Origin of the sequence: Microbacterium sp. NPDC056052, from assembly GCF_042266785.1 — a bacterium.
Classification (GTDB): domain Bacteria; phylum Actinomycetota; class Actinomycetes; order Actinomycetales; family Microbacteriaceae; genus Microbacterium.
In genome coordinates this window covers 74289-97106 of record NZ_JBHJWV010000007.1, presented here as the reverse complement: position 1 = coordinate 97106, position 22818 = coordinate 74289, and the positions used below count along the sequence as shown (strand labels likewise).

Sequence of the window (22818 nt, the reverse complement as noted above, 5' to 3'; positions counted from 1 at the left end):
CGGCATGAGCAGCACCGACACGACCCAGGGGATCGCCGAGGACGGGCCGCGCATCGCAACGCACGACCCGGAGGCGACGAGGAAGATCGCGAACCGTCTGCGGCGTGCCCACGGGCAGCTGGCGGCCGTGATCGGCGCCGTGGAATCCGGAGAGGACTGCCGCACGGTCGTACAGCAGCTCTCGGCGGTCACGAAAGCGCTGGACCGCGCCGGCTTCCTGGTGATCTCGACGGCGCTGCGCGAGTGCCTGACGGATCCGGGCGCCGAGGGTTCGCCGAACCCGGAGGAGCTGGAGAAGCTCTTCCTCTCGCTCGCCTGATCCGGGACGCTCTGGCGCCGGTCGGGCGTTGCGACGCTCAGCGGACGTCGAGGGTCGTCCGTTCGAGCCGCCGGGTCAGCCGCCAGGCGATCGCGACGGGGATCACGCCGAGGCAGATCCGGATGCCGCGCAGCGTGCGCGCACGTTCACCGCCGGAGGAGGCGGCCACCTCGGCTCAGACGCCGAGCTCGGCGCGGCGCACGGCGTCGCCGTGGCGGCGCGCCCGCGTGAGGATCATGCCGACGGCCGCGGAGACCACGACGGCGCCGCCCAGGGCGAGCAGCCACAGCCACACGCTCGACTCCTTCAGCCCGGCCCACTGGCCGAGCGCATAGGCGGCGGCCGCGACGGCGGTGGCGACTGCAGGGACGAGGGCCACTCCGCGGAGATCCCGGTGGGGGATCGCGTAGTGCACCACGACGCCGAGAGCGCAGGCGGCGATCAGCGCGAGCAGGATGTACACGCGGCCGGCCTCGGGTCAGGCCACGAAGCCGACGCGGCGGGACTCCTCGGTCCCGAGCTCCACGTAGCCGAGGTTCGCGGTCGGCACGATGTAGGAGTTGCCCTTGGTGTCGCTCAGCGACACGTGGCTCGCGCCCTGGTCGAGGGCGCCGGCGATCTGCGCGCGCACCTCGTCCGCGGAGGCCGAGGTCTCGAAGCTGAGCTCACGGCCGGTGTTGATGATGCCGATGCGGATCTCCACGGGAATGCTCCTTGAAAGGTTGAGGTCTCGTCACTCTATCGCGGGGTCCGCGGGGGAGGACCGCGTGCGCGGCGGTGTTCGCCGAGGGCGATGCGAGGCCGGATCGGATCCTCAGGAGGGGCGTCGGACGCGCGCCGCCCGGTCATGTCTGGAGGACGTTTGCAACTTCCGAGGGCGGATCCGTGCCGAATCTCCTGCAGAGGTGCATTTCTCCTGCGGAACGCGTCGCCGGGCGGGGCACGGATCGGCCGGCTGCCCTGACCCACCGCCGGGTGCGGAGGGCGATGTCGGTCGCGCCGGATAGCGTGGGAGCATGCCCGCACAGCCCGCCCCCACCCCTGCGCAGGCGGCGGTGATCGACGCACCCTCGGCTGCGGTCGGCACGGTGATCGGCGCCCCGGGCACCGGCAAGACGCACGCGCTCGTGGAGCGCGTCGCGGCGCTCATCGAGCGCGGCCTCGCCCCCGAGCAGGTGCTCGCGCTGACCCCGAACAGGCAGGCCGCCACCGCGCTGCGCGACCGGATCGGTGTGCGCGTGCGCGTCGCGACGCCGGGCCCGCTCGCCCGGTCGCTGGGGTCGTTCGCGTTCCAGCTGGTGCGCGGGACGATGGTGCACGCGGGGCAGGAGCCGCCCGCCCTGCTGACCGGTGCGGATCAGGACCGCATCATCGCGGATCTGCTCGCGGGCGAGGCGGAGGACGAGGGCGAGGGGATACGCAGCCGCTGGCCGGAGAACCTCGGCGCCGCGGTGCGCTCGTCGCGGGCGTTCCGTTCCGAGCTGCGCGCGTTCCTCGCCGAGTGCACCGAGCTCGGCGTCACCCCGGCCGAGCTGGAGCGCTCCGAGCGTCCGGCCTGGCGCGCGGTCGGGTCCTTCGCCCTGTCGTACCGGAGCGTGCTCGACCGCGCCCGCGCCGCGCACCGCGACGCCGCGGACCTGCTGGCCGAGGCCGCTGCGATCCTGCGTACCGCGGAGCCGGAGATGCTGGGACCGCTCGGCCGGCTGCGCGCGGTGCTCATCGACGACGCGCAGGAGCTGACCGCGGGTGGGGTGGCCCTGGTCGCGGCGCTCCGCAGCCGTGGGATCTCCGTCCTCGCGTTCGGGGATCCGGACATCTCCTCCGGGGCGTTCCGCGGTGCAGGGCCCGAACTGTTCGCGAGCCTCGTGTCCATGCTCGGCGACGTGCACGTGCTCGACGAGGCGCACCGGCAGGATCCGCCGCTCACCGCCCTCACCCGCACCGTGGTGCAGACGATCGGAGCCTCGGGCCGGATCGAGCACCGCCGCGCCCCTGGTTCCGCGGCGGCCGATGCCCCCGGGGACGCGGTGCAGGCCTTCATCGCGCCGTCGCCGCACGAGGAGCACGACCTCATCGCCCGCACGCTGCGGGAGTGGCACCTGCTCCACGGCGTCGGCTGGGAGCGCATGGCCGTGATCGCGCACGACACCCGCCAGGTCGCGGCGCTCGAGGCCGAGCTCGCGGCGCGCGAGGTGCCCACCCGTGCGGCGGGCGTGCAGCGCCCGCTCGGCAGCGAGACGGTCGTCCGCGACATCGTGGGGATCGTGCGACTGGCCCTCGCCGAGCCGGCGGAGCGGGATCCGCAGCTGCTCGCGGAGGTGCTGCGCACGCCGTTCGGCGGGCTGGACGGCGTGGGACTGCGGCGGCTGCGCGCGCGGCTGCGGCACCTTGAGCTCGAGGCCGGCGGATCCGCCCCGGCACGACTTCTGCTGCGCGACGGCATCGCGGAACCTGCCAGGTTCGCCCGGCTGGACACCGCCGAGGCGCGCATCGCCGACCGGTTCGGTACCGTGCTGCACGAGGTGCGCGAGGCCGGGCTGCGCGGGGAGACGATCCACGAGCTGCTCTGGCGGGTATGGGACTCGTCGCGCGCCGCCGACGGCCGGCGCCTCGCGCTCTCCTGGCAGGAGAGCGCGAGCTCGCCCTCCGGCGCCGAGACCGCGCGCGCCCTCGACGCCCTGGTCGCCCTGTTCGACGCGGCCAAGCGCTCGGTCGAGCGTGCGCCGGAGAAGGGGCCGGAGGCGTTCATCCATGACATCCTCGACAGCGAGGTGCCGGAGGACTCCCTGTCCGCTCCCGAGCGTCCGGCCACGGTCACGCTGATGACGCCGGCGACCGCGCTCGGCACCGAGTTCGACGCCGTCGTGATCGCGGGCGTGCAGGACGGGGTCTGGCCGAACGTGCGGCTGCGCGGCGGGCTGCTGGAGACCTGGCGGCTCGGCGAGGCGGTCAACGCCGCCCGCTCCGGCGAGCCGGAGCACGAGCACTCCACGCTCGACCGGCGTCGGGCGGCGCTGCACGACGAGCTGCGGCTCTTCGTGCGGGCGCTCTCCCGCGCCCGCCACCGGCTCCTGGTCACGGCGGTCGACGACGACGACCAGAGCCCGAGCGCGTTCTTCGGCTTCCTGCCGGATCCGCTGCCGCCTCAGGAGCGGCACGCGCATCCGCTGACGCTGCGCGGCCTCGTCGCGAAGCACCGCAGGGTGCTGACGACGTCGACGGATCCGGGGGCGCGATCCGAGGCGGCGGGCCAGCTGCGTCTGCTGGCCGAGGCCGACGTCCCCGGTGCGGATCCGGACGAGTGGTTCGGCGTGCGCCCGCCGTCCGACGAGCGGCCGCTGCGCGACCTCGAGACCGGATCCGTGCCGGTCTCGCCCTCGCGACTCGAGGCCTTCGAGGAGTGCGGGGTGAACTGGGTCGTGTCCGCGCTCGGCGGCGACACCGTGGCACCGCCGTCGGCCGGGATCGGCACGATCGTGCACGCCGCGATGGAGCACGTGCCCGACGGCGATCTCGAGGCCATGCGCCGCATCCTCGAGGAGCGCTGGGGCGAGCTCGACTTCGAGACGCCGTGGATCGACGCCAAGGAGCGCCGCAGGGCCGACCTCTACCTGCAGCGCCTGCACGACTATCTGGCCGAGGTGCGGCGCGAGGGCGGGCGGGTGGTCGCCTCAGAGGGCGGATTCCGGTTCGCCGTCGACCTCGCCGCGGAGCCCGCGGCGCACCCCGTCGATGCCGAGAAGCCCGCCCAGCAGGCCATCGTCAGCGGCTACATCGACCGTGTCGAGGCGTATCCGGCGGGCGGCGGGGAGCACGAGGCGGCCCGCGGGCGCACCTGGAGCACGATGGCGGACGGCGTCGGCGGAGAGCGCGTGGTGGTGGTGGATCTGAAGACGGGCAAGTACGAGCCGGGGACGGAGGCGCTGGTGGCGGAGCACGCCCAGCTGGCCGCGTATCAGCTCGCGGTCGAGCAGGGGCAGGTCGAGGACGCGGATCCCGCCGCACTCGCCGGGGCGCGCCTCGTTCTCGTCGCGCAGACCATCGGGCAGAGCCCCTACCGCGTCGCGCACCAGCACCGGCTGGGCGACGAGGCGCGGGCCGCCTTCCTGGAGCGCGTGGCCGAGGCAGGACGCGGCATGGCCGCGTCGAGCTTCACGGCTCAGGTCGAGGCGCACTGCGCCGACACCCAGGTGCGGATCAGCCCGTGTCGGATCCACACGATCCCGGCGGTGAGCGCATGAGCGGCGCGGCGGAGCAGGTGATCGAGGCCGCCTCCACGGTCGGCGACCGCAGCATCGACGCCTGGGAGGGCGGGCACGGCATCGCCGCCACCGACATCTCCGCGGCACTCGGGCTGCCCACGCCGACCCTGGCGCAGCAGCGCGTGATCGAAGCGCCTCCCACCCCGGCGCTCGTCGTGGCCGGCGCGGGCAGCGGCAAGACCGAGACCATGTCGGGCCGCGTGGTCTGGCTCGTCGCGAACGGCCATGTCGAGCGGGACGAGATCCTCGGTCTCACCTTCACCCGCAAGGCCGCCGGCGAGCTGGCGGAGCGGATCGCGCTGCGCCTCGACCGCATCGACGAATACGGCCGCCGCGGCCTGCTGCCCCATCTTCCCGAGATCGTCCGCACCGGTGCGCTCGACCGGGTCTCCGCGGCGACCGGTCCCGCACAGCGTGCGGCGGTGCAGCGCGAGGTGCTGGACGAGCTGGCCGTGCGGTTCGACACCGGGTGGGATCCCTCGGCGCCCCGCGCTGCGGAGGACCTCATCATCCGGCCCCGCGTGTCGACCTACAACGCGTTCGCGGACGGCATCGTGCGCGAGCACGCGGCGCACATCGGCCGGGATCCCGACTCCGCGATGCTCAGCCAGTCGGCATCGTGGCTCATCGCCCGTGCCGTCGTGCTCCGCGCGGATCTTCCGGGGCTCGACGAGGTGGACCGCTCGCTGAACGGCGTGATCGACGCCGTGCAGCGTCTCGCCGGCGACGTGCTCGATCATCGCGTCGATCTGGACGCGATGGTCCGCATCGCGGTCGAGCAGGCTGACGACTTCGAGCCCTACCGCGGCAACGCCGACGTGGCCAAGGCCGCGGAGAACCTCCGCACGATGCCGATCCTCGCGGATCTGGTGCGCGAATACATCGCCGAGAAGGGGCGACGCGGCGTTCTCGACTTCGCCGACCAGGTCGGCGGAGCGTTCGACATCGTGCAGGCCTCCGCCGACGTGCGTGCGGAGCTGCGCGCACAGCATCGGGTCGTGCTGCTCGACGAGTACCAGGACACCTCCGTGATCCAGACCCGGTTCCTGGCGGCGCTGTTCCGCGACGGTGCCGTGATGGCGGTGGGGGATCCGCACCAGTCGATCTACGGGTGGCGCGGCGCGAGCGCCGACAATCTGTACGCGTTCGGGCGCACGTTCGCCGAGGAGCGGACCGCCGAGACGTACAGCCTGATGACCAGCTGGCGCAATGACGAGCGGATCCTCGACGTCGCCAACCGTCTGCTGCTCCCGCTGCAGCGCCCTGGGCTCGACGTCCCGGCCCTCGAGCCGCGGCCCGGATCGGGGGCGGGGCGGGTGCAGGTGCAGTACGGCGAGACCGCGGACGACGAGGCTGCGGCGGTCGCCACCTGGTTCGCGCAGCGCCGCGCCGCGCACGACGAGGCGCAGGCGGGAAGCCCGCACGATGCTCGACAGCACACGGGCGCGATCCTCTTCCGCTCCAAGCGGCACATGCAGACGTTCGCGGGAGCCCTCGCCGCGCAGGGGATCCCGCACCGCATCCTCGGCCTCGGCGGGCTCCTGGCGACGCCCGAGGTCGTCGACGTGGTCTCGGCGCTGCGGGTGATCCACGACCCGACCGCGGGATCCGCGCTGATCCGGCTCCTCGTCGGGCCGCGGTTCGCGATCGGGGTCGCCGACATGGCGGCGCTCTACGACCTGGCGCGCGAGCTCGCCGTGCGGGACGGCTCGCTCGCGCCGCTGGCCGACGAGCTGAAGCAGCGCCTGCGGTCCTCGCGCGGCGCCGACGAGGCGGTCTCGATCGTCGACGCCGTCGACTTCGTCCGCTCCGCCCGCGACGACTACCGGCTGCTGGAGCGGATCAGCCCCACCGGGCGCGCGAGACTGCGCGCGGCGGGGGAGATGCTGGAGCGACTGCGCCGCGCGGCCGGGCAGCCGATCCTTGAGCTCATCCGCACGATCGAGTCGGAGCTGCGGCTGGACATCGAGCTGGCCGTCAACGAGACACGGGGACCGGCCAGGGTCGCGGCGACCCAGCTGCGCGCCTTCGGCGACGAGGTGCGCGCCTTCCTGGTCGCGGACGACCGCGGCACGATCTCGAGCCTGCTCGCCTGGCTGGACAAGGCCGAGATGACGGACGAGCTCATGCCCCGCACCGAGCCGCCGGAGCCCGGCGTGGTGCAGCTGCTCACGATCCACGGCTCCAAGGGGCTCGAGTGGGACGCGGTCGCGGTGGTGCGGCTCGTCGAGGACGAGCTGCCGGGACGGATCTCCGACGCGCAGGGCTGGTTCGGCTTCGGCGTGGTGCCGTTCGCCTTGCGCGGCGACAGCGATGCGCTGCCGCGGTTCACGTGGGATCCGCAGGCCGCCAGGGACGCGGCCGACGACGATCCCCGCAAGCGCGAGAAGGCGGCTCTCGACTCGCTCGCCGCGGGCGTCACCAAGGCGTACCCGCACGGCGGCGCGCTCCGCCGGTTCAAGGACGACTACCGCGACTACCAGCGCGCCGAGGAGCGCCGACTCGCCTACGTCGCGGTCACCAGGGCGCGCACGGATCTACTGCTGACCGGCTCGCACTGGTCGGGGCAGAAGAACATGCGCAAGCCGAGCCCCTATCTGCTCGAGGCGATCGAGGAGCTCGGGCTCGACCCGCTTCCCGCCCCGGAGTCCGAGGACAACCCCTATGAGGGGGCGGCCCGCACGAGCGTGTGGCCGATGGATCCGCTCGGCGGCCGCCGCGAGCGGGTCGCGGGAGCCGCCGAGGACGTGCGCCGGGCGATGGCGGATCCGGCGGCGCCCGCGCCGAGCGAGGAGCTCGAGAGGCTGCTCGCCGAGCGGGCGGCACGACAGCGCGGCACGATCGCCGACGCGCCCACGCGCGTGCCCGCGTCGCGCTTCAAGGACTACGTCACCGACTACGGCGGCACGATCCGCACGATCGCCCGCCCCATGCCGGAGCGCCCCTACCGGCAGACCAGGCTCGGCACGCTCTTCCACGCCTGGGTCGAGCACCGCTCGGGATCCGTCGGGGTCGGAACGTCTCTGGACGACGCGCTGTGGGATCTGGACGACGATCTCGCCTCGTTGCCCGGGGGAGACGCGAGTCCTGTCGGCGACGACGGGGACGAGATCGCCCGCGCGGATGCCGAAGATCTCGCGCGCCTGCGGGAGATCTTCGAGCGCAGCGAATGGGCGCCCCTCCAGCCGATCGCCGTGGAGACCGAGATCGACTTCGCCCTGCCCGTCGGCGAGGGCGAGCCGGCGCGCATCGTGATCTGCAAACTCGACGCCGTCTACCGTCGCGAGGACAGGGGAGGGCGGATCGAGATCGTCGACTGGAAGACCGGCCGGCCCCCGGTGACGGCGGCCGAGCGCGAGGAGCGCATGCTGCAGCTGGCCCTGTACCGGCTGGCCTACCACCGCCGGTTCGGCGTGCCCCTGGACGAGATCGATGTGGCGCTGTTCTACGTCGCCGACGACCTCGTGCTGCGGGGCGACACCGTCTACTCGGAGGAGGCGCTGGTCCAGCGCTGGAACGCGGCCCGCGCCGCGCGGTGAGCCTCGGCGACATCGGAGTCCGAACCCGCGATGCCGCCCTCGCTCGGCAGCAGCGTGCCGGGGCGGGTCGGGCGATCCTCGTCGTCCTCCTCGTCCGCGAGGCTCTCCTGGGGGCCGCTGTCCGTGGAGGAGAGGGACTCGCGCAGGGCGCCGAGATCCTCGGTGGCGTTCGGATCCAGGTCCTCGATCGCGCCGGTCGCCGTCAGATCCTCTCGCGCGGCATCGTCCGGTGCGTGATCCTGCTCACCCCGCTGCGCGGCCTCCTCGTCGGCCTCGGCCGCCGCGCGTGCGGCGCTTCGGGGGCCGAAGGCGGAGGTGTCGTCCATCGAGATCCCGGCGAACGCGCTCGCGTCGTAGGTGTCGGTCTGCATCGAGGTGTCGATCCGGGTCGCGCCGGTGGCCGGCACCCGGTCGAGTGCGGACATCGCCTCATCCACGCCGGCACCGGCTCCCGCACGCGGGGCCAGGTCGTCGTGGATGCCGTCGGCGAGGGCGTCCAGCAGCTGCGCGGCATCGTCGACGATGTCGGCGCGGTGCGTGTCGTGTCCGTGCAGAAGCCAGCGCGCCAGCTCGAGCTCGGCGAGCAGCCGCGCGCGGGTGGAGAGGCCCGCGTCGGGGGCGCGCAGCGTGGCCGACGCGTACGCGTCGAGCACATCGGAGCGCGCGTCGGCGGCCATGGTCAGCCAGGCGAGGTCGACGGCGGGGTCGCCGATCGACAGCGCATGCCATCCCACGATGCCCGTGACCCGCGGGCCGCGCTCGTCGTCATCCGCGAACAGGAACGACTCCGCGTGCGCACCGCCCAGGGTGACCGCGGATTCGAAGCGCCACAGGTCGTCGGCCTCGACGGCCTCGCGCCACCGCACCGTGAGACGCGCCGAGACACGCCCGGTGGCGGCGGCACGATCGATCAGGACGCGCACATCGTCGCGCGCTTCGGCCGGGGTCCGCTCGGCGAGGCCGGCGTTGCGCACGACCGACACCGGAAGGGCGTGCACGCCGGCGATCGCCTTGCCGATCGCGACGGCGGCGCCGGGGCCGGACGGCACGTCCGCGGCGTCGATCTGGAAGCCGGGCAGGAGCGTGGTGACCAGCGCGCGCGTGTCGCCGACGCGTCCGTCGCCGAGGTGCTCGGGGGCGGAGAAGCGCAGCATCGAGCGCGCGCCGGGCGTGAGCGCGCGCAGCGCCAGACTCTCCTTGGCGAGTTCGGAGGCGGTGTCGTCGTCGTTCGACGCGCGGATCGCGACCTCGGTGCCGTCCGCCAGCGTCGCCACGGCGGAGTCGAAACGGGCGTCGCCGTCGGACGAGAGGGCGCGGGCGCCGACGACATCGGCTCCGGGCACCGCCGCCGTGACCGCCGCGGCTAGAGTGAAGGGTGAGCGAGCCATGTCACCAGGGTAGGTCGAGCCTCGTCCGCACAGGGCCCGCCACGCCTGTGAGAAGGGGAGTCGAGACCGTGCCGGAGACCGTCCCCGAACCGAACGCCGACAGCGCCACTGTCCTCGATGCCGCCGTGCTCGACCGGGCGGCGGAATGGCGCGTCGATCCCCAGATGATCGACCGGCTCCGCGCCGACGCCCGCACCGGGGTGCTCGTGGTGCGCGAGCGCCGTGTACCCCTGGGCGACGGCCTGATCGTCCTGCGCGCGGGGGACCCTGTGCTTGCCCGCACCCGCGAATGGGCGCTGCTCGGACGCCGTCCCGACGGCACCGGTCTGCTCCTCGCGCTGCAGGATCCGGAGGACGATACCGACGCGGACGGATCCTGGGCGCCGCGCTGGAGCGACCTGCGCGAGGCGCTTCCCGTGGTCGACGCGGCCGACGCCGAACTGGTCGTCGCCGCGATCGCCCTGGCCGGCTGGCTGCGCGATGCGGGGTTCTGCCCCGCCTGCGGCAACCCGGCCGAGCTGCGGCAGAGCGGCTGGTCCCGGCACTGCGGCTCGTGCGGGCGGGAGCACTTCCCGCGCACGGATCCCGCGGTGATCGTGGCGGTGCAGAGCGCCGACGGCGAGCGCCTGCTGCTCGGCGCCAACGCGCAGTGGAAGGGCCGTTTCCACTCCTGCTTCGCCGGATTCGTCGAGGCGGGAGAGGCGCTGGAGACCACGGTGCACCGCGAGCTGTTCGAAGAGGCGGGCGTGCGCGTACGAGACCTCGCGTACTTCTCCTCCCAGCCGTGGCCGTTCCCGCGCTCGCTCATGGTCGGCTTCCACGCCACCGCCGTCGACGAGGACGAGGCGCGCGGAGACGGCGAGGAGATCATCGACGTGCGCTGGCTCACCCGCGCCGAGATCGGATCCTCTCTCGCCGGGAACGGGCCCGTCGGGCTTCCCGGAGAGGCGTCCATCGCGCACCGCCTCATCGTCGACTGGTATCGGCGGTGAGCGCGCTCGACGGCCTCGACGAACGCCAGCGGGAGGCCGCATCCGTGCTGCGCGGACCGGTGGCGGTGCTGGCCGGGGCCGGGACCGGCAAGACCCGGGTGATCACGCACCGGATCGCGCACGGCGTCGAGACCGGTGCGTACACGCCGTCGCGGGTCCTGGCCGTGACGTTCACCGCGAAGGCCGCGGGGGAGCTGCGCGGCCGGCTGCGCGCGCTCGGCGTGCAGGGCGTCGCGGCGCGCACCTTCCACGCCGCCGCCCTCTCCCAGCTCGGTTTCTTCTGGCCGCAGTTGGCCGGATCCCCGGCTCCCGCGATCGTGGACAACAAGGTGCGGCTGCTCGCGCAGGCCGCGGACATGCTGCGTCTGCGGCCCGACACGGCGACGCTGCGAGACCTGGCCTCGGCGATCGAGTGGCGCAAGGTCTCCATGATGTCGATCGAGGAGGCGGCCCGGCGAGGGCGGTCCATCGGGCGTCTGGACGCCGGGCAGGTGGCCGAGCTCTCCGGCGCCTACGAGACGCTCAAGGACGACCGGCATCAGCTCGACTTCGAGGACGTGCTGCTCGCGTGCGCGGGCATGCTCGAGGCGGAACCCAGGGTCGCCACCGCCGTGCACGAGCAGTACCGGCATTTCACCGTCGACGAGTTCCAGGACGTCTCACCACTGCAGCACCGCCTGCTCGAGCTGTGGCTCGGCGACCGCGGCGACCTGTGCGTGGTCGGCGACGCCTCGCAGACCATCTACTCCTTCGCCGGTGCCGACCAGCACTTCCTGCTCGACTTCGAGCGCCGCCATGCGGATGCGACCGTGGTGCGGCTCGAGACCAACTACCGCTCGGCCGCGGGGGTGCTGGGAGTCGCGAACGCGCTCATGAAGGGCCGTCCCGGCGCGCTCGAGCTCGTCCCCGCCGCGGCTCCGGCTGTCGCCGAGCCACCCGCCGTCACCGCGCCGGGTCCCGTCGTGGTGGCGTTCGACGACGATGCTGAGGAGGCCAGAGGCGTCGCCGCGGCGATCGCCGCGCGCATCGCCGCGGGCGCATCGCCCGAGGAGATCGCGGTGCTCTACCGCGCCCATTCGCAGTCGGCGGCCGTGCTGCAGGCGCTCGCCGGGGCCGGAATCGCCGCCACGGTACTGGGCGGCAAGCGCTTCTTCGACCTGCCGGAGGTGCGCCAGGCCGTGCAGGCGCTGCGCGCCTCCGCGGTCGCCCCGCAGCAGCACTCGTTCCTCGGCGCCGTGCGCGACGTGCTGCGGGGACTCGGCTACACGGACGATCCGCCCGAGGCAGGGGGCGCGCTGCGCGACGCCTGGGAGGCGCGCCGTGCGGTGCTGCGCCTGGCCGAGGACGCGCCCGCGGGCACCACCATGCGCGACTTCGCCGACGACCTCTTCGCGCGCGCCAAGGATCAGCACGAGCCCGTGCTGCGGACCGTAACCCTGTCGACGCTGCACGCCGCGAAGGGCCTGGAGTGGCCGCACGTCTACCTCATCGGCTGTTCGGAGGGGCTGCTGCCGATCTCGTATGCGACCGGCTTCGAGCAGATCGACGAGGAGCGGCGCCTGGCGTATGTCGGGGTCACGCGGGCCGCGAGAACGCTGACGATGACGTGGTCCAGAGACGTCGATCGTGCAGGACGGCGTCCGTCGCGCTTCCTTGCGGAGATCGGCAGAGGCAGTCTGAGTGAAATCCGGCCGTCCGCGATGATCGCCGCCCCGCAGGGCTGATCCGGATCATCCGGCCGGATCCGTCGCGCACCGCCTCGCGCCGCGCGGCGAGCAGATCGGCGATCGCCTGAGCGGCCGCCGCGATCCCGCCCAGCGGGATCCGGCCGGGATCCCGCTCGAGCAGCTGCACGTGCAATGCCGCCCAGGCCGGATCGCGGTCGCGATCGTGGGAGTCGCGGCAGGACAGGCACGGTGTGCGCCCCGGCGTCACCAGGGGACCGACCGTCGATCCGCCGGCGTCGAAGGCCACGGGCAGGTGCACTCTGTCGGCGGAGAGCAGCGCCGTGGCGTCCCGCGCGGGCACGGCGCTGTGCCGGACGATCACCGCGACCGCATCGGGGCGATCCACGACGTCGACCCCGGCATCGGCGAGCGCCTCCTCGAGGCGGAGCAGCGTGCGGGCGCCGACGACGGGGGACGGGAGCAACCGCGCCGTGTGCCGGGGGAGGACCTCGACGAGCACGGGCGCGAGCTGAGCGCGCAGCCGGCGGGCGGCGGGCAGCGGGGCGCCGATCCCGTGCGCGACGACCTCGAAGGCTCGTGCGGGGATCCCCCGCGCGAGCTCCTGCAGCATGAGGGGGATCCAGGGGGCGCGGACGGGCAGCGTCAGGACCGCGTCGGCTCCGAGCTGCACGGTGTCGGCGTCGCGCCACAGCACGGGGTGCGCGGGATCGAGTCGGATCGTGGGCATGCCCGATCATGACCGGATCCGCGCCCCGCTCGGGAGCGCGATCCGGAATCGGTGGAGAACTCGCTCAGACCGGCTTCTCGCCGGACCCGTCGCCCGCCCCGCCGGCTTCGCCCGGATCGGCTTCGTCGGGACTGCCTTCGGCGGTGCTGTCCGTATCGTCCGACTCGCCGAAGTCCTCGCCGCTGAGCAGCCGCTCGAGCGCCTCGTCCATCTCGTCCGGTGCGGGCTGCTCGCCGCGGGCACGCGCCTGCAGCCGCGCCACGAGTGCGGCCGGATCGTCGATGTCCGAGGCGTCCGGCATCAGATCCGGGTAGTCCCACAGGGCGTCGCGGGCCTCCACGCCGACCGCGTCGGTGACGGCACGCCACATCGCGGCGGCCTCGCGCAGTCGACGCGGACGGATCTTCAGCCCGACCAGGGCGCCCAGCGCGTCCTCGGCCGGCCCGCCCGCGGCGCGGCGACGGCGTGCCGCCTCCGCGATGCGCACGCTGTCCGGCAGCCGCGAGGTGGCCTGCGTGGTGACCACGTCGACCCATCCGTCGATCGTCGCGATGAGATTCTCCAGCCGCTCCAGCGCCTCGCGCTGCGCGTCCGACAGCTCCGGAAGGAGCGCCCCGCCCTCGATCGCCTCGCGGAGCTCCTCGGGGTTGGACGGATCCAGCCGGCCCGCGACGTCCTCGAGCTTGTCGACGTCGACCGTCACGCCCTTCGCGAACTCGGTGATCTGGGTCATCACGTGCAGGTGCAGCCAGCGCGCGTGCCGGTACAGCCGCGCGTACGCGATCTCCCGCGCGGCCAGGTACAGCGCGATCTGGTCCTCGGGGATCTCCAGCCCTTCGCCGAACGCGGCGAGGTTCTGCGGGATGACGGCGGCGGTGCCCGCCGGGAGCACGGGGATGCCGACATCGCCGCCGGAGACGACCTCGAGCGAGAGGTTGCCCAGCACATGCCCGAACTGCATCGCGAACACCGAGCTGCCGATCCCGCGCATGAGGCGTCCCGCGCCCTGCACCATGCCCTGCATGTCCTCGGGAGTCTGCCCCTCGAGGGCGCTCATCAGCGCGTCGGCGATGCTCGTGGAGACGGGTGCGGCGACCTCCTTCCAGATCGGAAAGGTCTGCTCGACCCACTCGCCGCGCGTGAGGGGCCGCGGCGCCGAGCCGAGCTCGGAGATCGTCGTCGCCTCGCCCACCCACAGGTCCGCGAGGGCGAAGGCGTCCGCGATCGAGGAGCGGGAACCCGTGTCGATGCCGAGCCCGTCGCGGTTGGCGATGTGCAGCGCCTGCCGGAGCGCGGTCTCCCAGGGGTCGCCGCTCATGGCGTTCTGCATCTGCTGCATCATCTGCTGCATCATCGCGGGGTCGAGGTTCAGGCCCTCCATGCCCTGCAGGGCACTCAGGTCGAAGTCCTCCGCGGATCCGCCGAGCATGCGGCGGAGGAACTGCAGGAAGTCGTCGGAGTTCGGGTCGTTCTCAGCCATCGGAAGCCCTCTCAGCACGTGTATAGCCCGTCCTGACTACGCTAGTTGCACCACCACAGGATGCGCCGGGAACGGACCGCTCCGCTGTACGCCGCTCGCGAACGAGCATCCGATACCCCGCCCTGGAGGCCCTGTGACGATCAGTCCCGCGTCGAGCGGTCCCGAGCAGACCGGGCACGAGGTCCCCGATGCGTTCGCGTCCAGGGCCGCGCGGCGCGCCTCCCGCCGGACCAGGATCGGGCTGATCGCGTTCATCGCCTCGCTCGCCGCCCTGCTGGTGCTGACCTTCCTTCCGCTGCCGTACGTGATCGAGCAGCCCGGCCCGGTCTTCAACACGCTCGGCGAGGTCAAGGACGCGAAGGGCAAGGGCGTTCCGCTGATCTCGGTCACCGGAGCGGAGACGTATCCGACCAAGGGCGCGCTGGACCTCACCACCGTGCAGGTCGTGGGAAACCGGGAGAACCCGCCGTCGTGGATGCAGCTCGTGCTGGCGTGGTTCGAGCCGTCCAAGGCCGTGGTCCCGGTGGACGCGGTGTTCCCGCAGGGCGTCACCTCGACGCAGCGCGACCAGGCCAACCAGCTGATGATGGTCGACTCGCAACAGGAGGCCACGGCGGCCGCGCTGCGCGAGCTCGGTCACGACGTCCCGGTCACGATCCAGGTGGCATCGGTGACGGATGACGGAGCGGCGCACGGGATCCTCAAGGCCGGCGACACGGTGATCGCGGTGAACGGGGCGAATCCGGCGGACACGGACGCGATGCGCGCCGAGATCCAGCAGTCGGCAGGATCGCCGGTCACGCTCACGATCGAGCGCGACGGCACGCAGCAGGAGGTGTCGGTCACCCCGAAGGAGCAGACCGAGAGCGGGAACAGCCGGTGGCTGCTCGGCATCACGCTGCAGCAGAAGTACCACTTCCCGATCGACGTGAAGCTGCAGCTGGACGACGTGGGCGGTCCGAGCGCCGGCATGATGTTCGCGCTCGGCATCATCGACACGCTCACGCCGGGCGCGCTCAACGGCGGCAAGCAGGTCGCCGGCACCGGCACCATCACCGGCGATGGCACGGTCGGCCCGATCGGCGGCATCCGGCAGAAGCTCTACGGCGCGCGCGCGGCGGGCGCGGACTACTTCCTCGCCCCCGGATCCAACTGCGATGAGGTGTACGGGCACGTCCCCTCCGGCCTCACCGTGGTGCGCACCGACGACCTGACGCAGTCGCTGGACGCGTTGAAGGTCATCGCGGACGGGGGAGACGTCGCGGCGCTGCCGACCTGCACCGCCGCCGACGTGAAGAAATAGCGCGCGTTCGCGACGGGCGAAGCCGGGAACCGCCCGGCTCAGGATCCCGCGAAGGGCCCGACCTAGGATGGGACGGTGACCACCTCACCTGCACCGGCCGCGCCCCGTACTGCCCGACGCATCGTCCTCGCGACGGTGGTGATCCTCGCCGTGCTCATCGCCGCGTTCTTCGTGTTCGCGTCCATGTACACCGATTTCCTCTGGTACGACCAGTTGAACTTCGCGCCGGTGCTCACCACCCGCTGGATCGCGACGGCCACGATGTTCGTCATCGGGTTCCTCGGCATGGCGGTGCCGATGTTCATCGCCATCCAGCTCGCGTACCGGATGCGGCCCGTCTACGTGCGGCTGAGCTCGCAGCTGGACCGGTACCAGGAGGTCGTGGAGCCGCTGCGCCGCCTGGCGATGTGGGGGATGCCCGTCTTCTTCGGCCTGTTCTCCGGCTTCGCCGCCGGCGGGCAGTGGGAGACCGTGTGGCAGTGGGCCAACGGCACGGCGACCGGCCAGAAGGACGCGCAATTCCACCTGGACACCGGCTTCTACCTGTTCGACCTGCCCTTCTACGAGGCGCTCCTCGGTTTCATCTCCGCCGTGCTGATCCTGTGCCTGCTCGTGTCGGCGCTCGTGCTCTACCTGTACGGCTCGGTGCGGATCGGCCAGGGCGAGCTGCGGATCTCCAAGGCGGCGCGCGTGCAGCTGGCCGTGATCGCCGGCGTCTACCTGCTCACACAGGCCGTGAGCCTGTGGGTCGACCGGTACAAGACCCTCACCACGACCGAGGACAAGATCACGGGCGCGGCCTACACGGGCGCGAACGCCGTGATTCCCGGCCTGTCGATCCTCGCGATCATCGCCGCGCTCGTGGCCGTGCTGTTCTTCGTCACGGCCGTGATCGGGCACTGGCGCTTCCCGCTGGCGGCCACCGCGCTGCTCATCGTCGCAGCCCTCGTGCTCGGCATCGCCTATCCGTGGGCGGTGACCACGTTCCAGGTGAAGCCGAACCAGAACCAGCTGCAGGCGCAGTACTACGAGCGCAACCTCAAGGCGACCAAGACGGCGTACGGCATCGACGGCGTCGACACCACGCCGTTCAAGGCGCAGACCACGGCCGAGACGGGGCAGCTGCGCAGCGACGCCGACACCACCGCGTCGATCCGGATCATGGATCCGAACGTGATCGGCCCGACGTTCCAGCAGCTCGAGCAGTACCGCAGCTACTACAAGTTCCCCTCGAAGCTCGATGTCGACCGCTACACGATCGACGGCAAGACCCAGGACGCCGTCGTCGCGGTGCGCGAGATCGACACGAACCGCATCGGCAGCCAGACCTGGAACAACAACACCCTCGTCTACACGCACGGCTACGGCCTGGTCGCCGCGGCCGGCAACAAGCGCACCGACGACGGGGAGCCGGTCTTCCTGGAGCGCGGCATCCCCACCTCCGGCGTGCTGACCGATGGCCAGAAGTTCGAGCCGAGGGTCTACTTCGGCGAGAACTCGCCGGACTACTCGATCGTCGGAGCGCCCAAGGGCACCTCGCCGATCGAGATCGACTACCCCCGTGGCACGGACTCCAGTGAGAATCAGACGAAGACCACGTTCACGGGCGACGGGGGACCGCGCGTCGGCAACTTCTTCACGAAGCTGCTCTATGCGCTGAAGTTCCAGTCCGAGCAGATCCTCTTCTCCGAGAGCGTCAACCAGGACTCCCAGATCCTCTACGACCGCGACCCGGCGCTGCGGGTGCAGAAGGCGGCGCCATACCTGACGCTGGACAGCGACCCGTACCCGAGCATCGTGGACGGGCGGATCGTGTGGATCGTGGACGGCTACACCACGAGCTCGAGCTACCCGTACTCGTCCACGGTCAACCTGCCCAAGGCGATCAGCGACTCCGTGAACACGCAGCCCGGCTTCGTGACGGATGACATCAACTACATCCGGAACTCGGTCAAGGCGACCGTCGACGCCTACGACGGCAAGGTCACCCTGTACGCGTGGGATCCGGCCGACCCGGTGCTGAAGACCTGGCAGAAGATCTACCCGGGGACCCTGAAGGCGATCAGCGACATGTCGGGGCAGCTCATGAGCCACGTGCGCTACCCGACCGACCTGTTCAAGGTGCAGCGCGCGATGCTCGGCACGTACCACGTCAACGACGCGGCCTCGTTCGCCCGGCAGGACAACCTCTGGGAGACCCCGAACGACCCGCAGAGCGATTCGGCCAACCCCGAGCTGCAGCCGCCGTACTACCTGACCATGAAGATGCCGGGGCAGGAACAGTCCCAGTTCTCCATGTACACGAGCTTCATCCCCGCCTCGCAGGGCTCGAACAGCCGGAACGTGCTGATGGGCTATCTCTCGGTCGACGCCGATGCCGGCTCGACCGCGGGGAAGAAGTCCGACTCCTACGGCAAGCTGCGGATGCTGGAGATCGATGCCGACACCACGGTGCCGGGCCCGGGCCAGGTGCAGAACTCGTTCGACTCGGATCCGACGGTCGGCCAGCAGCTCAACCTGCTCAAGCAGGGCCAGTCGAAGGTGACCCACGGTAACCTCTTGACCCTGCCGGTCGGCGGCGGATTCCTCTACGTGCAGCCCGTGTTCGTGCAGTCGTCGGGTGGCACCCAGGTGCCGCGCCTGCAGAAGATCCTCGTCGCCTTCGGCGACAAGATCGCGTTCGCCGACACGCTGACCGAGGCGCTGGATCAGTTGTTCGGCGGCGACTCCGGTGCGGCCGGCGGCGACAACAACATCACGCCCACCCCGAACCCGACGCCGACCCCCGGCACCGGGACCACGCCGCCCACGGGCGACGCGGCGTTCCAGGCGGCTCTGGCCGACGCCAAGGCGGCCATGCTCGCCCGCGATGCGGCGCTGAAGGCCGGGAACCTGACGGAGTTCGCCGCGCAGGACCAGAAGCTCACCGACGCCGTGAATCGGCTGCTCGCGCTCGAGGGGAGCGGCAGCACCACCAAGTAGTGCTCGATTCGCGCCGTGCGAAATCCCGTGTTAGGCTATCTCTTGTGCCGCGGGGTGGAGCAGTTCGGTAGCTCGCCGGGCTCATAACCCGGAGGTCGCAGGTTCAAATCCTGTCCCCGCAACAAGAGAAGGCCCCCTGATCAGGAGAAATCCTGATCAGGGGGCCTTCGCCTTTCCCGATGTCGACGTCTACGGGGGCTTATAGGCCAAAACGTGTGGATGGCTCGGGTGTGTCATCGGTTGCGGAGCGATCCGGTGCGGTGCCAGAGGCCTTCGTTGGCGTCGAGGCCGTTGTCGTAGAGGGCCGGGCCGATCGGTTCGTCGGTCTCGTTGAGCGTGGGTGCGGGTGTGGGCTTTGCTGTGTGGCGGTGAGCGTGGTCGATGGGGATCTCGTGTAGCAGGAGGAACCACTCAACGGCGCGGCGGCGGTGTTCGATCGGCATGCCGCGGTGGTTTCGGAGCAGGTGTCGGATCTGGCTGTTCAGGCCTTCCAACCGTGATGTTGTTCTCGGGTTCTCGTGCTGCAGATTCGTGAACACGTGTCCGGTTTCGGCGGCGCGGTGCAGGACGGCCCAGGCTTTGCGGAGCCGGTCGTGGGTGAAACCCCATTGCCCGTTCGGATACATGGTCCGCTGTCGGGTGAGGTGTCCGTGTGCCTGCCACCAGGCTTCGAGGGTGAGCCTCCAGGTGATGGCGTCATCGATCGTTGTCACGGTGCTCAGAGCGAGGGCGACCTGTCGGAGGTCTTTGCCGGCCCGTGTGCGCGGGTTCCGTGTGAGTTCGCGGGTGACGTTCAGTTGCAGGTGGAAGATGCAGCGTTGGATCGCTGTGTCCGGCCAGCAGGATGCGAGCGCGGAACGGATCCCGGACCCTCCGTCGGTCACGACCACGGTCGGCGGCGGGATTTGTTCGAACAGGGCCGTCCAGGCTGCGGTCGATTCACGGGCCGCCCATTGCCAGGCGATCACGTTCCCGGTGTCTGACTGCGCGATCAACAGACACCAGGATCCGATCCAGACTCCGTCGACCAGCACGACCTCGTGGACCTCGCCGGTGACCGGCATGCGCGGCTCGAGCTCCCAGCACCAGGCGGTGTCTCGGCGAAACGAGCGGCCGGTGTTGCCTGTCGCCTCGATCTGCGACGCCTTGCCCGTCAGCCATCTCAGGAAGCGTCGCAGCTGCTCCCGCTCCGTCACGTCTCGGCGCTCACGTACCGACGAAGCACCACAGCCCGGGCACCGCCACCGTTGCGTGCCCGCGGCGGTCTTGCCGTTCTTCACGAGTCGAGCCGCGCATATCACGCAAAGGGCCTGATTCGGGTGAAGGTCCACGCCTAAGCGTCGCGGACCATACGCATCCCCATCTCACCGCATCATTCCGCGGCTAGATCGACATCCCATCCACACGTTCTGGCCTATAACCCTCTACGGGGTCGGCGTCTCTTCCAGGATTCGTTTGGCGGTCATGAGCTGCGCCACTTCGGCGGCCATGGTCTTGCGGATCGTCCGCGTCATGAGCCTCATGAACCCCGTGGGCTCAGCGGTGAGTGCGAAGGTCACCACGGAGGAGGCGCCGCTCGTCAACACCGAATACACGCCGCGGGGCCGCAACGGGCCCGCGATGACCTCGAACTCGAGCCGTCCAGGCCGATCCGATCTGGTGATCCGGTAATCTCCCGGGATGCTGCGTCCCCCGGGGCCGACGAGCTGCTGGGCGTACTCGGCGCCCACCTGCCCTCCGACGCCGGAGCGGAGGGAGATCGATCGAACTCCGGTCCGCCATTCCGGTGCGTTCGACCCGTCGGCGAGGAAGTCGAACACCACGTGCGCCGGCCTGTCGATCCGAACGGTGCGTTCCGTGCTCAGCACCGGGCTCAGCCCAGACCGGGGATGCTCAGCAGCTCGAGCACCTCGATCGTTCCTCCCCACGCGAGGTGCGGGTGGCCCTCGAAGAGGGCGTCGAGTGCTGCGAGCGAGTCGGCCTCGACGATCGAGTATCCGCCGATGAATGACGACGCGCTCGGGTCCGCGCCGTCCACGGTCTGCGTCGGCGTCCCGAGATCGACGATCGCGTCTCCTGCCTTCTGCGCCCAGTCCATCCACGCCTTCATGCCGTCGGCCGCGGCTTCCGCGTCCGGGTTCTGCATCTGCTCAGCGGCGGACACCGTCGAGCGGTAAAGCACCAGATACTTCCCCATGTGATTTCTCCCCAATGCGATCTCGCCGCACGGTCGTCCCGTGCCGCGGGCGACCAACGTCCCCGCCACGGATCGTGGGGCACGAACCTATGAGCTAGCTCTGTATTCGCGCGTACCCCGTTCGATCGCAGAAATAGTGGAGAAGTCGCGTCATGGAACGGCGCGATCCGCGTCTCAGGAGCCGTCGGTCAGGCGGCGCTCAGTGCGCGCGCATCTGCGCGACGGCGGCCTCCCTGTCGATCAGGTTCATCACATCGCCGATCGAACTCACGAGCGGTGCGGGGGCGATCACCAGCGTGTTCTTGTCCACGCCGATCTCGACGAGCGTCTGCAGCGTGCGCAGCTGAAGCGCGAGCGGATGCGACATCATCGTGTCGGACGCCGCGCCCAGCTGGGCGGCGGCGAGCGCCTCACCCTCCGCGGCGATGATCTTGGCCCTCTTCTCGCGCTCCGCCTCGGCCTGCTTCGCCATCGCGCGCTTCATCGTGTCGGGCAGCAGGATGTCCTTGAGTTCGACGAGGGTCACCTCGACACCCCACTCGACCGTGGTGACATCGAGGATCTCGCGGATGTTGGCGTTCAGCGCGGCGGTGTCGGAGAGGATCTCGTCGAGGTGGTGCTGTCCGACGACCCGGCGCAGCGTGGTCTGCGCGATCTGATCGATCGCGGCGCGGACGTTCTCGATCGCGATGACCGACTTCACCGGATCCTGGATCCGGTAGTAGGCGACCGCGGAGACGCCGACGGTCACGTTGTCCTTCGTGATGATGCCCTGCGACTGGATCGGCATCGTCACGATCCGCAGCGAAACCGGGATGAGGACGTCGACGATCGGGAAGATGAACCGGATCCCCGGCTCGCGCACGTTGTGCAGCCGTCCGAAGCGCAGCACCACACCGCGCTCGTACTGCCGCACGATCCGCGCGGACATGAAGAACAGGATGATCGCGAGGAGCACCACGACGATCAGGGTGACGAGCGGGATCATGGGAACCGCCTCCTCCGGCTCCGGTGACGTGCCGCGGGCCAGTGCTTCCATTGTCCTCCGATCGGCCGGGCGTATCGCGGGATCCGGAGGATCCGTTCGAGCCGGTCCGATCGTCCAGGCGGACGGGGTGCGGGATGATGGAGCCATGACCACCGCAACCGTGTCCGTCGCCGTGTGCCAGTTCGCGCCCGTCGGCGACCGCGCGGCGAACAGGGAGCGGATCGGCGACCTCGTCGCGCGGTCTGCGGAGCGCGGCGCACGGCTCGTCGTGCTGCCGGAGTACTCCAGCTACTTCGTCGATCCGATGGACGAGACGCTCGCCGCGAATGCGGAGGAACTGGACGACGCCTTCACGGCGCGGCTGCGGGAGCTGGCGGAGCGGCACGGGGTGGTGATCGTCGCGGGCCTGGTCGAGCGCGCGGACGCCGGCCGGATCCGCAACGCCCTCGTCGCCGTGGACGGGACGGGCCTGCTCGCCGTCTACCGCAAGCAGCACCTGTACGACGCCTTCGGACAGTCCGAGTCGCGCTGGATCGAGGCGGGCGAGATCGGCGAAGCGGCGACCTTCACCGTCGACGGGATGACGTTCGGGCTGATGACCTGCTACGACCTGCGTTTTCCCGAGGTCGCCCGCACGCTCGTCGACGCGGGCGCGGACGCTCTCGTGGTGCCCGCGGAGTGGGTCCGCGGCCCGCTCAAGGAGCACCACTGGACCACCCTGCTCGCAGCGCGCGCGATCGAGAGCACCGCCTACGTGGTCGCGGCAGACCACCCGGCCCCGCTCGGCGTGGGGCACTCGGCCGTGATCGACCCGCAGGGCGTCGCGATCGCCGGCGTCGGCACGGGGGAGGGGATCGCGGTCGCCGAGCTCGACGCCGCGGCCGTCGCCCGCGTGCGCGAGATCAACCCGGTGCTGCGGCTGCGCCGCTACCGCGTCGTACCCCGCTGATCTC

The 22818-nt window shown here is 71.3% G+C and carries 17 protein-coding genes and 1 tRNA gene; 9 read left to right on the top strand and 9 right to left on the bottom strand.

The features are described from left to right. Positions 1-4 precede the first annotated feature (4 nt). On the top strand, positions 5-319 hold the full coding sequence (locus ACFC1J_RS14240) for a metal-sensitive transcriptional regulator (RefSeq protein ID WP_375907235.1): 315 nt from the start codon (positions 5-7) through the stop codon (positions 317-319). A gap of 37 nt (positions 320-356) precedes the next feature. Here ACFC1J_RS14240 and ACFC1J_RS14235 read toward each other — a convergent pair whose 3' ends face one another. Genes ACFC1J_RS14235 through ACFC1J_RS14225 form a run of 3 tightly spaced genes read right to left on the bottom strand, consistent with a single transcriptional unit; the run spans position 357 to position 1022 of the window. Then, positions 357-488 carry a hypothetical protein gene (locus tag ACFC1J_RS14235; RefSeq protein WP_375907232.1) on the bottom strand — a complete coding sequence of 44 codons (132 nt, stop codon included), beginning with the start codon at positions 486-488 and terminating at the stop codon, positions 357-359. A 6-nt stretch (positions 489-494) separates the two neighbouring features. Further along, positions 495-782: a hypothetical protein gene (locus ACFC1J_RS14230; RefSeq protein WP_375907229.1), complete on the bottom strand. Its 288-nt coding sequence runs from the start codon at positions 780-782 to the stop codon at positions 495-497. 15 nt (positions 783-797) lie between these two features. Continuing rightward, complete coding sequence (locus ACFC1J_RS14225; protein WP_292723510.1) at positions 798-1022, bottom strand: DUF3107 domain-containing protein; 225 nt, start codon at positions 1020-1022, stop codon at positions 798-800. Between the two features lie 313 nt (positions 1023-1335). On the opposite strand from ACFC1J_RS14225, the gene ACFC1J_RS14220 reads away from it, so the two are divergent. After that, the gene (locus tag ACFC1J_RS14220) at positions 1336-4560 is read left to right on the top strand and encodes an ATP-dependent helicase (protein ID WP_375907225.1); all 3225 of its coding nucleotides are present in this window, start codon (positions 1336-1338) and stop codon (positions 4558-4560) included. Next, positions 4524-8120 carry an ATP-dependent DNA helicase gene (locus ACFC1J_RS14215; protein ID WP_375907222.1) on the top strand — a complete coding sequence of 1199 codons (3597 nt, stop codon included), beginning with the start codon at positions 4524-4526 and terminating at the stop codon, positions 8118-8120. Before ACFC1J_RS14220 ends, ACFC1J_RS14215 begins: the two co-directional genes overlap by 37 nt. Here ACFC1J_RS14215 and ACFC1J_RS14210 read toward each other — a convergent pair. Then, positions 8066-9508 carry a phosphotransferase gene (locus ACFC1J_RS14210; RefSeq protein ID WP_375907219.1) on the bottom strand — a complete coding sequence of 481 codons (1443 nt, stop codon included), beginning with the start codon at positions 9506-9508 and terminating at the stop codon, positions 8066-8068. The genes ACFC1J_RS14215 and ACFC1J_RS14210 overlap by 55 nt on opposite strands. Positions 9509-9576: 68 nt before the next feature. On the opposite strand from ACFC1J_RS14210, the gene nudC reads away from it, so the two are divergent. Together nudC and ACFC1J_RS14200 are read left to right on the top strand one after the other, a co-directional pair. Then, positions 9577-10500: an NAD(+) diphosphatase gene (gene nudC / locus ACFC1J_RS14205; RefSeq protein WP_375907216.1), complete on the top strand. Its 924-nt coding sequence runs from the start codon at positions 9577-9579 to the stop codon at positions 10498-10500. Beyond that, positions 10497-12224 (top strand): ATP-dependent helicase, encoded by a 1728-nt coding sequence (locus ACFC1J_RS14200; RefSeq protein WP_375907213.1) that lies wholly within the window; start codon positions 10497-10499, stop codon positions 12222-12224. Before nudC ends, ACFC1J_RS14200 begins: the two co-directional genes overlap by 4 nt. Positions 12225-12979: 755 nt before the next feature. Here ACFC1J_RS14200 and ACFC1J_RS14195 read toward each other — a convergent pair. Continuing rightward, complete coding sequence (locus ACFC1J_RS14195; protein ID WP_375907210.1) at positions 12980-14395, bottom strand: zinc-dependent metalloprotease; 1416 nt, start codon at positions 14393-14395, stop codon at positions 12980-12982. Between the two features lie 139 nt (positions 14396-14534). Between ACFC1J_RS14195 and ACFC1J_RS14190 the strand changes: the two genes are divergently transcribed. The 3 genes from ACFC1J_RS14190 (at position 14535) to ACFC1J_RS14180 (ending at position 18802) form a co-directional block, all read left to right on the top strand. Continuing rightward, positions 14535-15698 (top strand): PDZ domain-containing protein, encoded by a 1164-nt coding sequence (locus tag ACFC1J_RS14190; RefSeq protein WP_375907746.1) that lies wholly within the window; start codon positions 14535-14537, stop codon positions 15696-15698. 75 nt (positions 15699-15773) lie between these two features. Then, the gene (locus ACFC1J_RS14185; RefSeq protein ID WP_375907207.1) at positions 15774-18680 is read left to right on the top strand and encodes a UPF0182 family protein; all 2907 of its coding nucleotides are present in this window, start codon (positions 15774-15776) and stop codon (positions 18678-18680) included. 48 nt (positions 18681-18728) lie between these two features. Then, positions 18729-18802 (top strand) — tRNA-Met (locus ACFC1J_RS14180). Between the two features lie 111 nt (positions 18803-18913). Here the strand turns inward: ACFC1J_RS14180 and ACFC1J_RS14175 are convergent. From ACFC1J_RS14175 to ACFC1J_RS14160, 4 genes are all read right to left on the bottom strand, one after another. Further along, entirely contained in the window at positions 18914-19981 is a 1068-nt protein-coding gene (locus tag ACFC1J_RS14175; protein ID WP_375907743.1) for an IS1249 family transposase, read from the bottom strand. 123 nt (positions 19982-20104) lie between these two features. Continuing rightward, a complete protein-coding gene (locus ACFC1J_RS14170; RefSeq protein WP_375907204.1) occupies positions 20105-20548 on the bottom strand; it encodes an SRPBCC family protein in 444 nt (147 codons plus the stop codon). Between the two features lie 5 nt (positions 20549-20553). Then, positions 20554-20877, bottom strand: coding sequence for a YciI family protein (locus tag ACFC1J_RS14165; RefSeq protein ID WP_375907201.1), 324 nt, complete (start codon positions 20875-20877; stop codon positions 20554-20556). Between the two features lie 199 nt (positions 20878-21076). Further along, positions 21077-21865 (bottom strand): SPFH domain-containing protein, encoded by a 789-nt coding sequence (locus ACFC1J_RS14160; protein ID WP_375907198.1) that lies wholly within the window; start codon positions 21863-21865, stop codon positions 21077-21079. Positions 21866-22010: 145 nt separating this feature from the next. Between ACFC1J_RS14160 and ACFC1J_RS14155 the strand changes: the two genes are divergently transcribed. Beyond that, positions 22011-22814 (top strand): carbon-nitrogen hydrolase family protein, encoded by an 804-nt coding sequence (locus tag ACFC1J_RS14155; protein ID WP_375907195.1) that lies wholly within the window; start codon positions 22011-22013, stop codon positions 22812-22814. Positions 22815-22818 lie beyond the last annotated feature (4 nt).

Coding starts and splice junctions, on each gene's coding strand:
- ACFC1J_RS14240 (WP_375907235.1), top strand. CDS start 5: ATGAGCAGCACCGACACGACCCAGGGGATCGCCGAGGACGGGCCGCGC.
- ACFC1J_RS14220 (WP_375907225.1), top strand. CDS start 1,336: ATGCCCGCACAGCCCGCCCCCACCCCTGCGCAGGCGGCGGTGATCGAC.
- ACFC1J_RS14210 (WP_375907219.1), bottom strand. CDS start 9,508: ATGGCTCGCTCACCCTTCACTCTAGCCGCGGCGGTCACGGCGGCGGTG.
- ACFC1J_RS14195 (WP_375907210.1), bottom strand. CDS start 14,395: ATGGCTGAGAACGACCCGAACTCCGACGACTTCCTGCAGTTCCTCCGC.
- ACFC1J_RS14165 (WP_375907201.1), bottom strand. CDS start 20,877: ATGGGGAAGTATCTGGTGCTTTACCGCTCGACGGTGTCCGCCGCTGAG.
- ACFC1J_RS14160 (WP_375907198.1), bottom strand. CDS start 21,865: ATGATCCCGCTCGTCACCCTGATCGTCGTGGTGCTCCTCGCGATCATC.
- ACFC1J_RS14155 (WP_375907195.1), top strand. CDS start 22,011: ATGACCACCGCAACCGTGTCCGTCGCCGTGTGCCAGTTCGCGCCCGTC.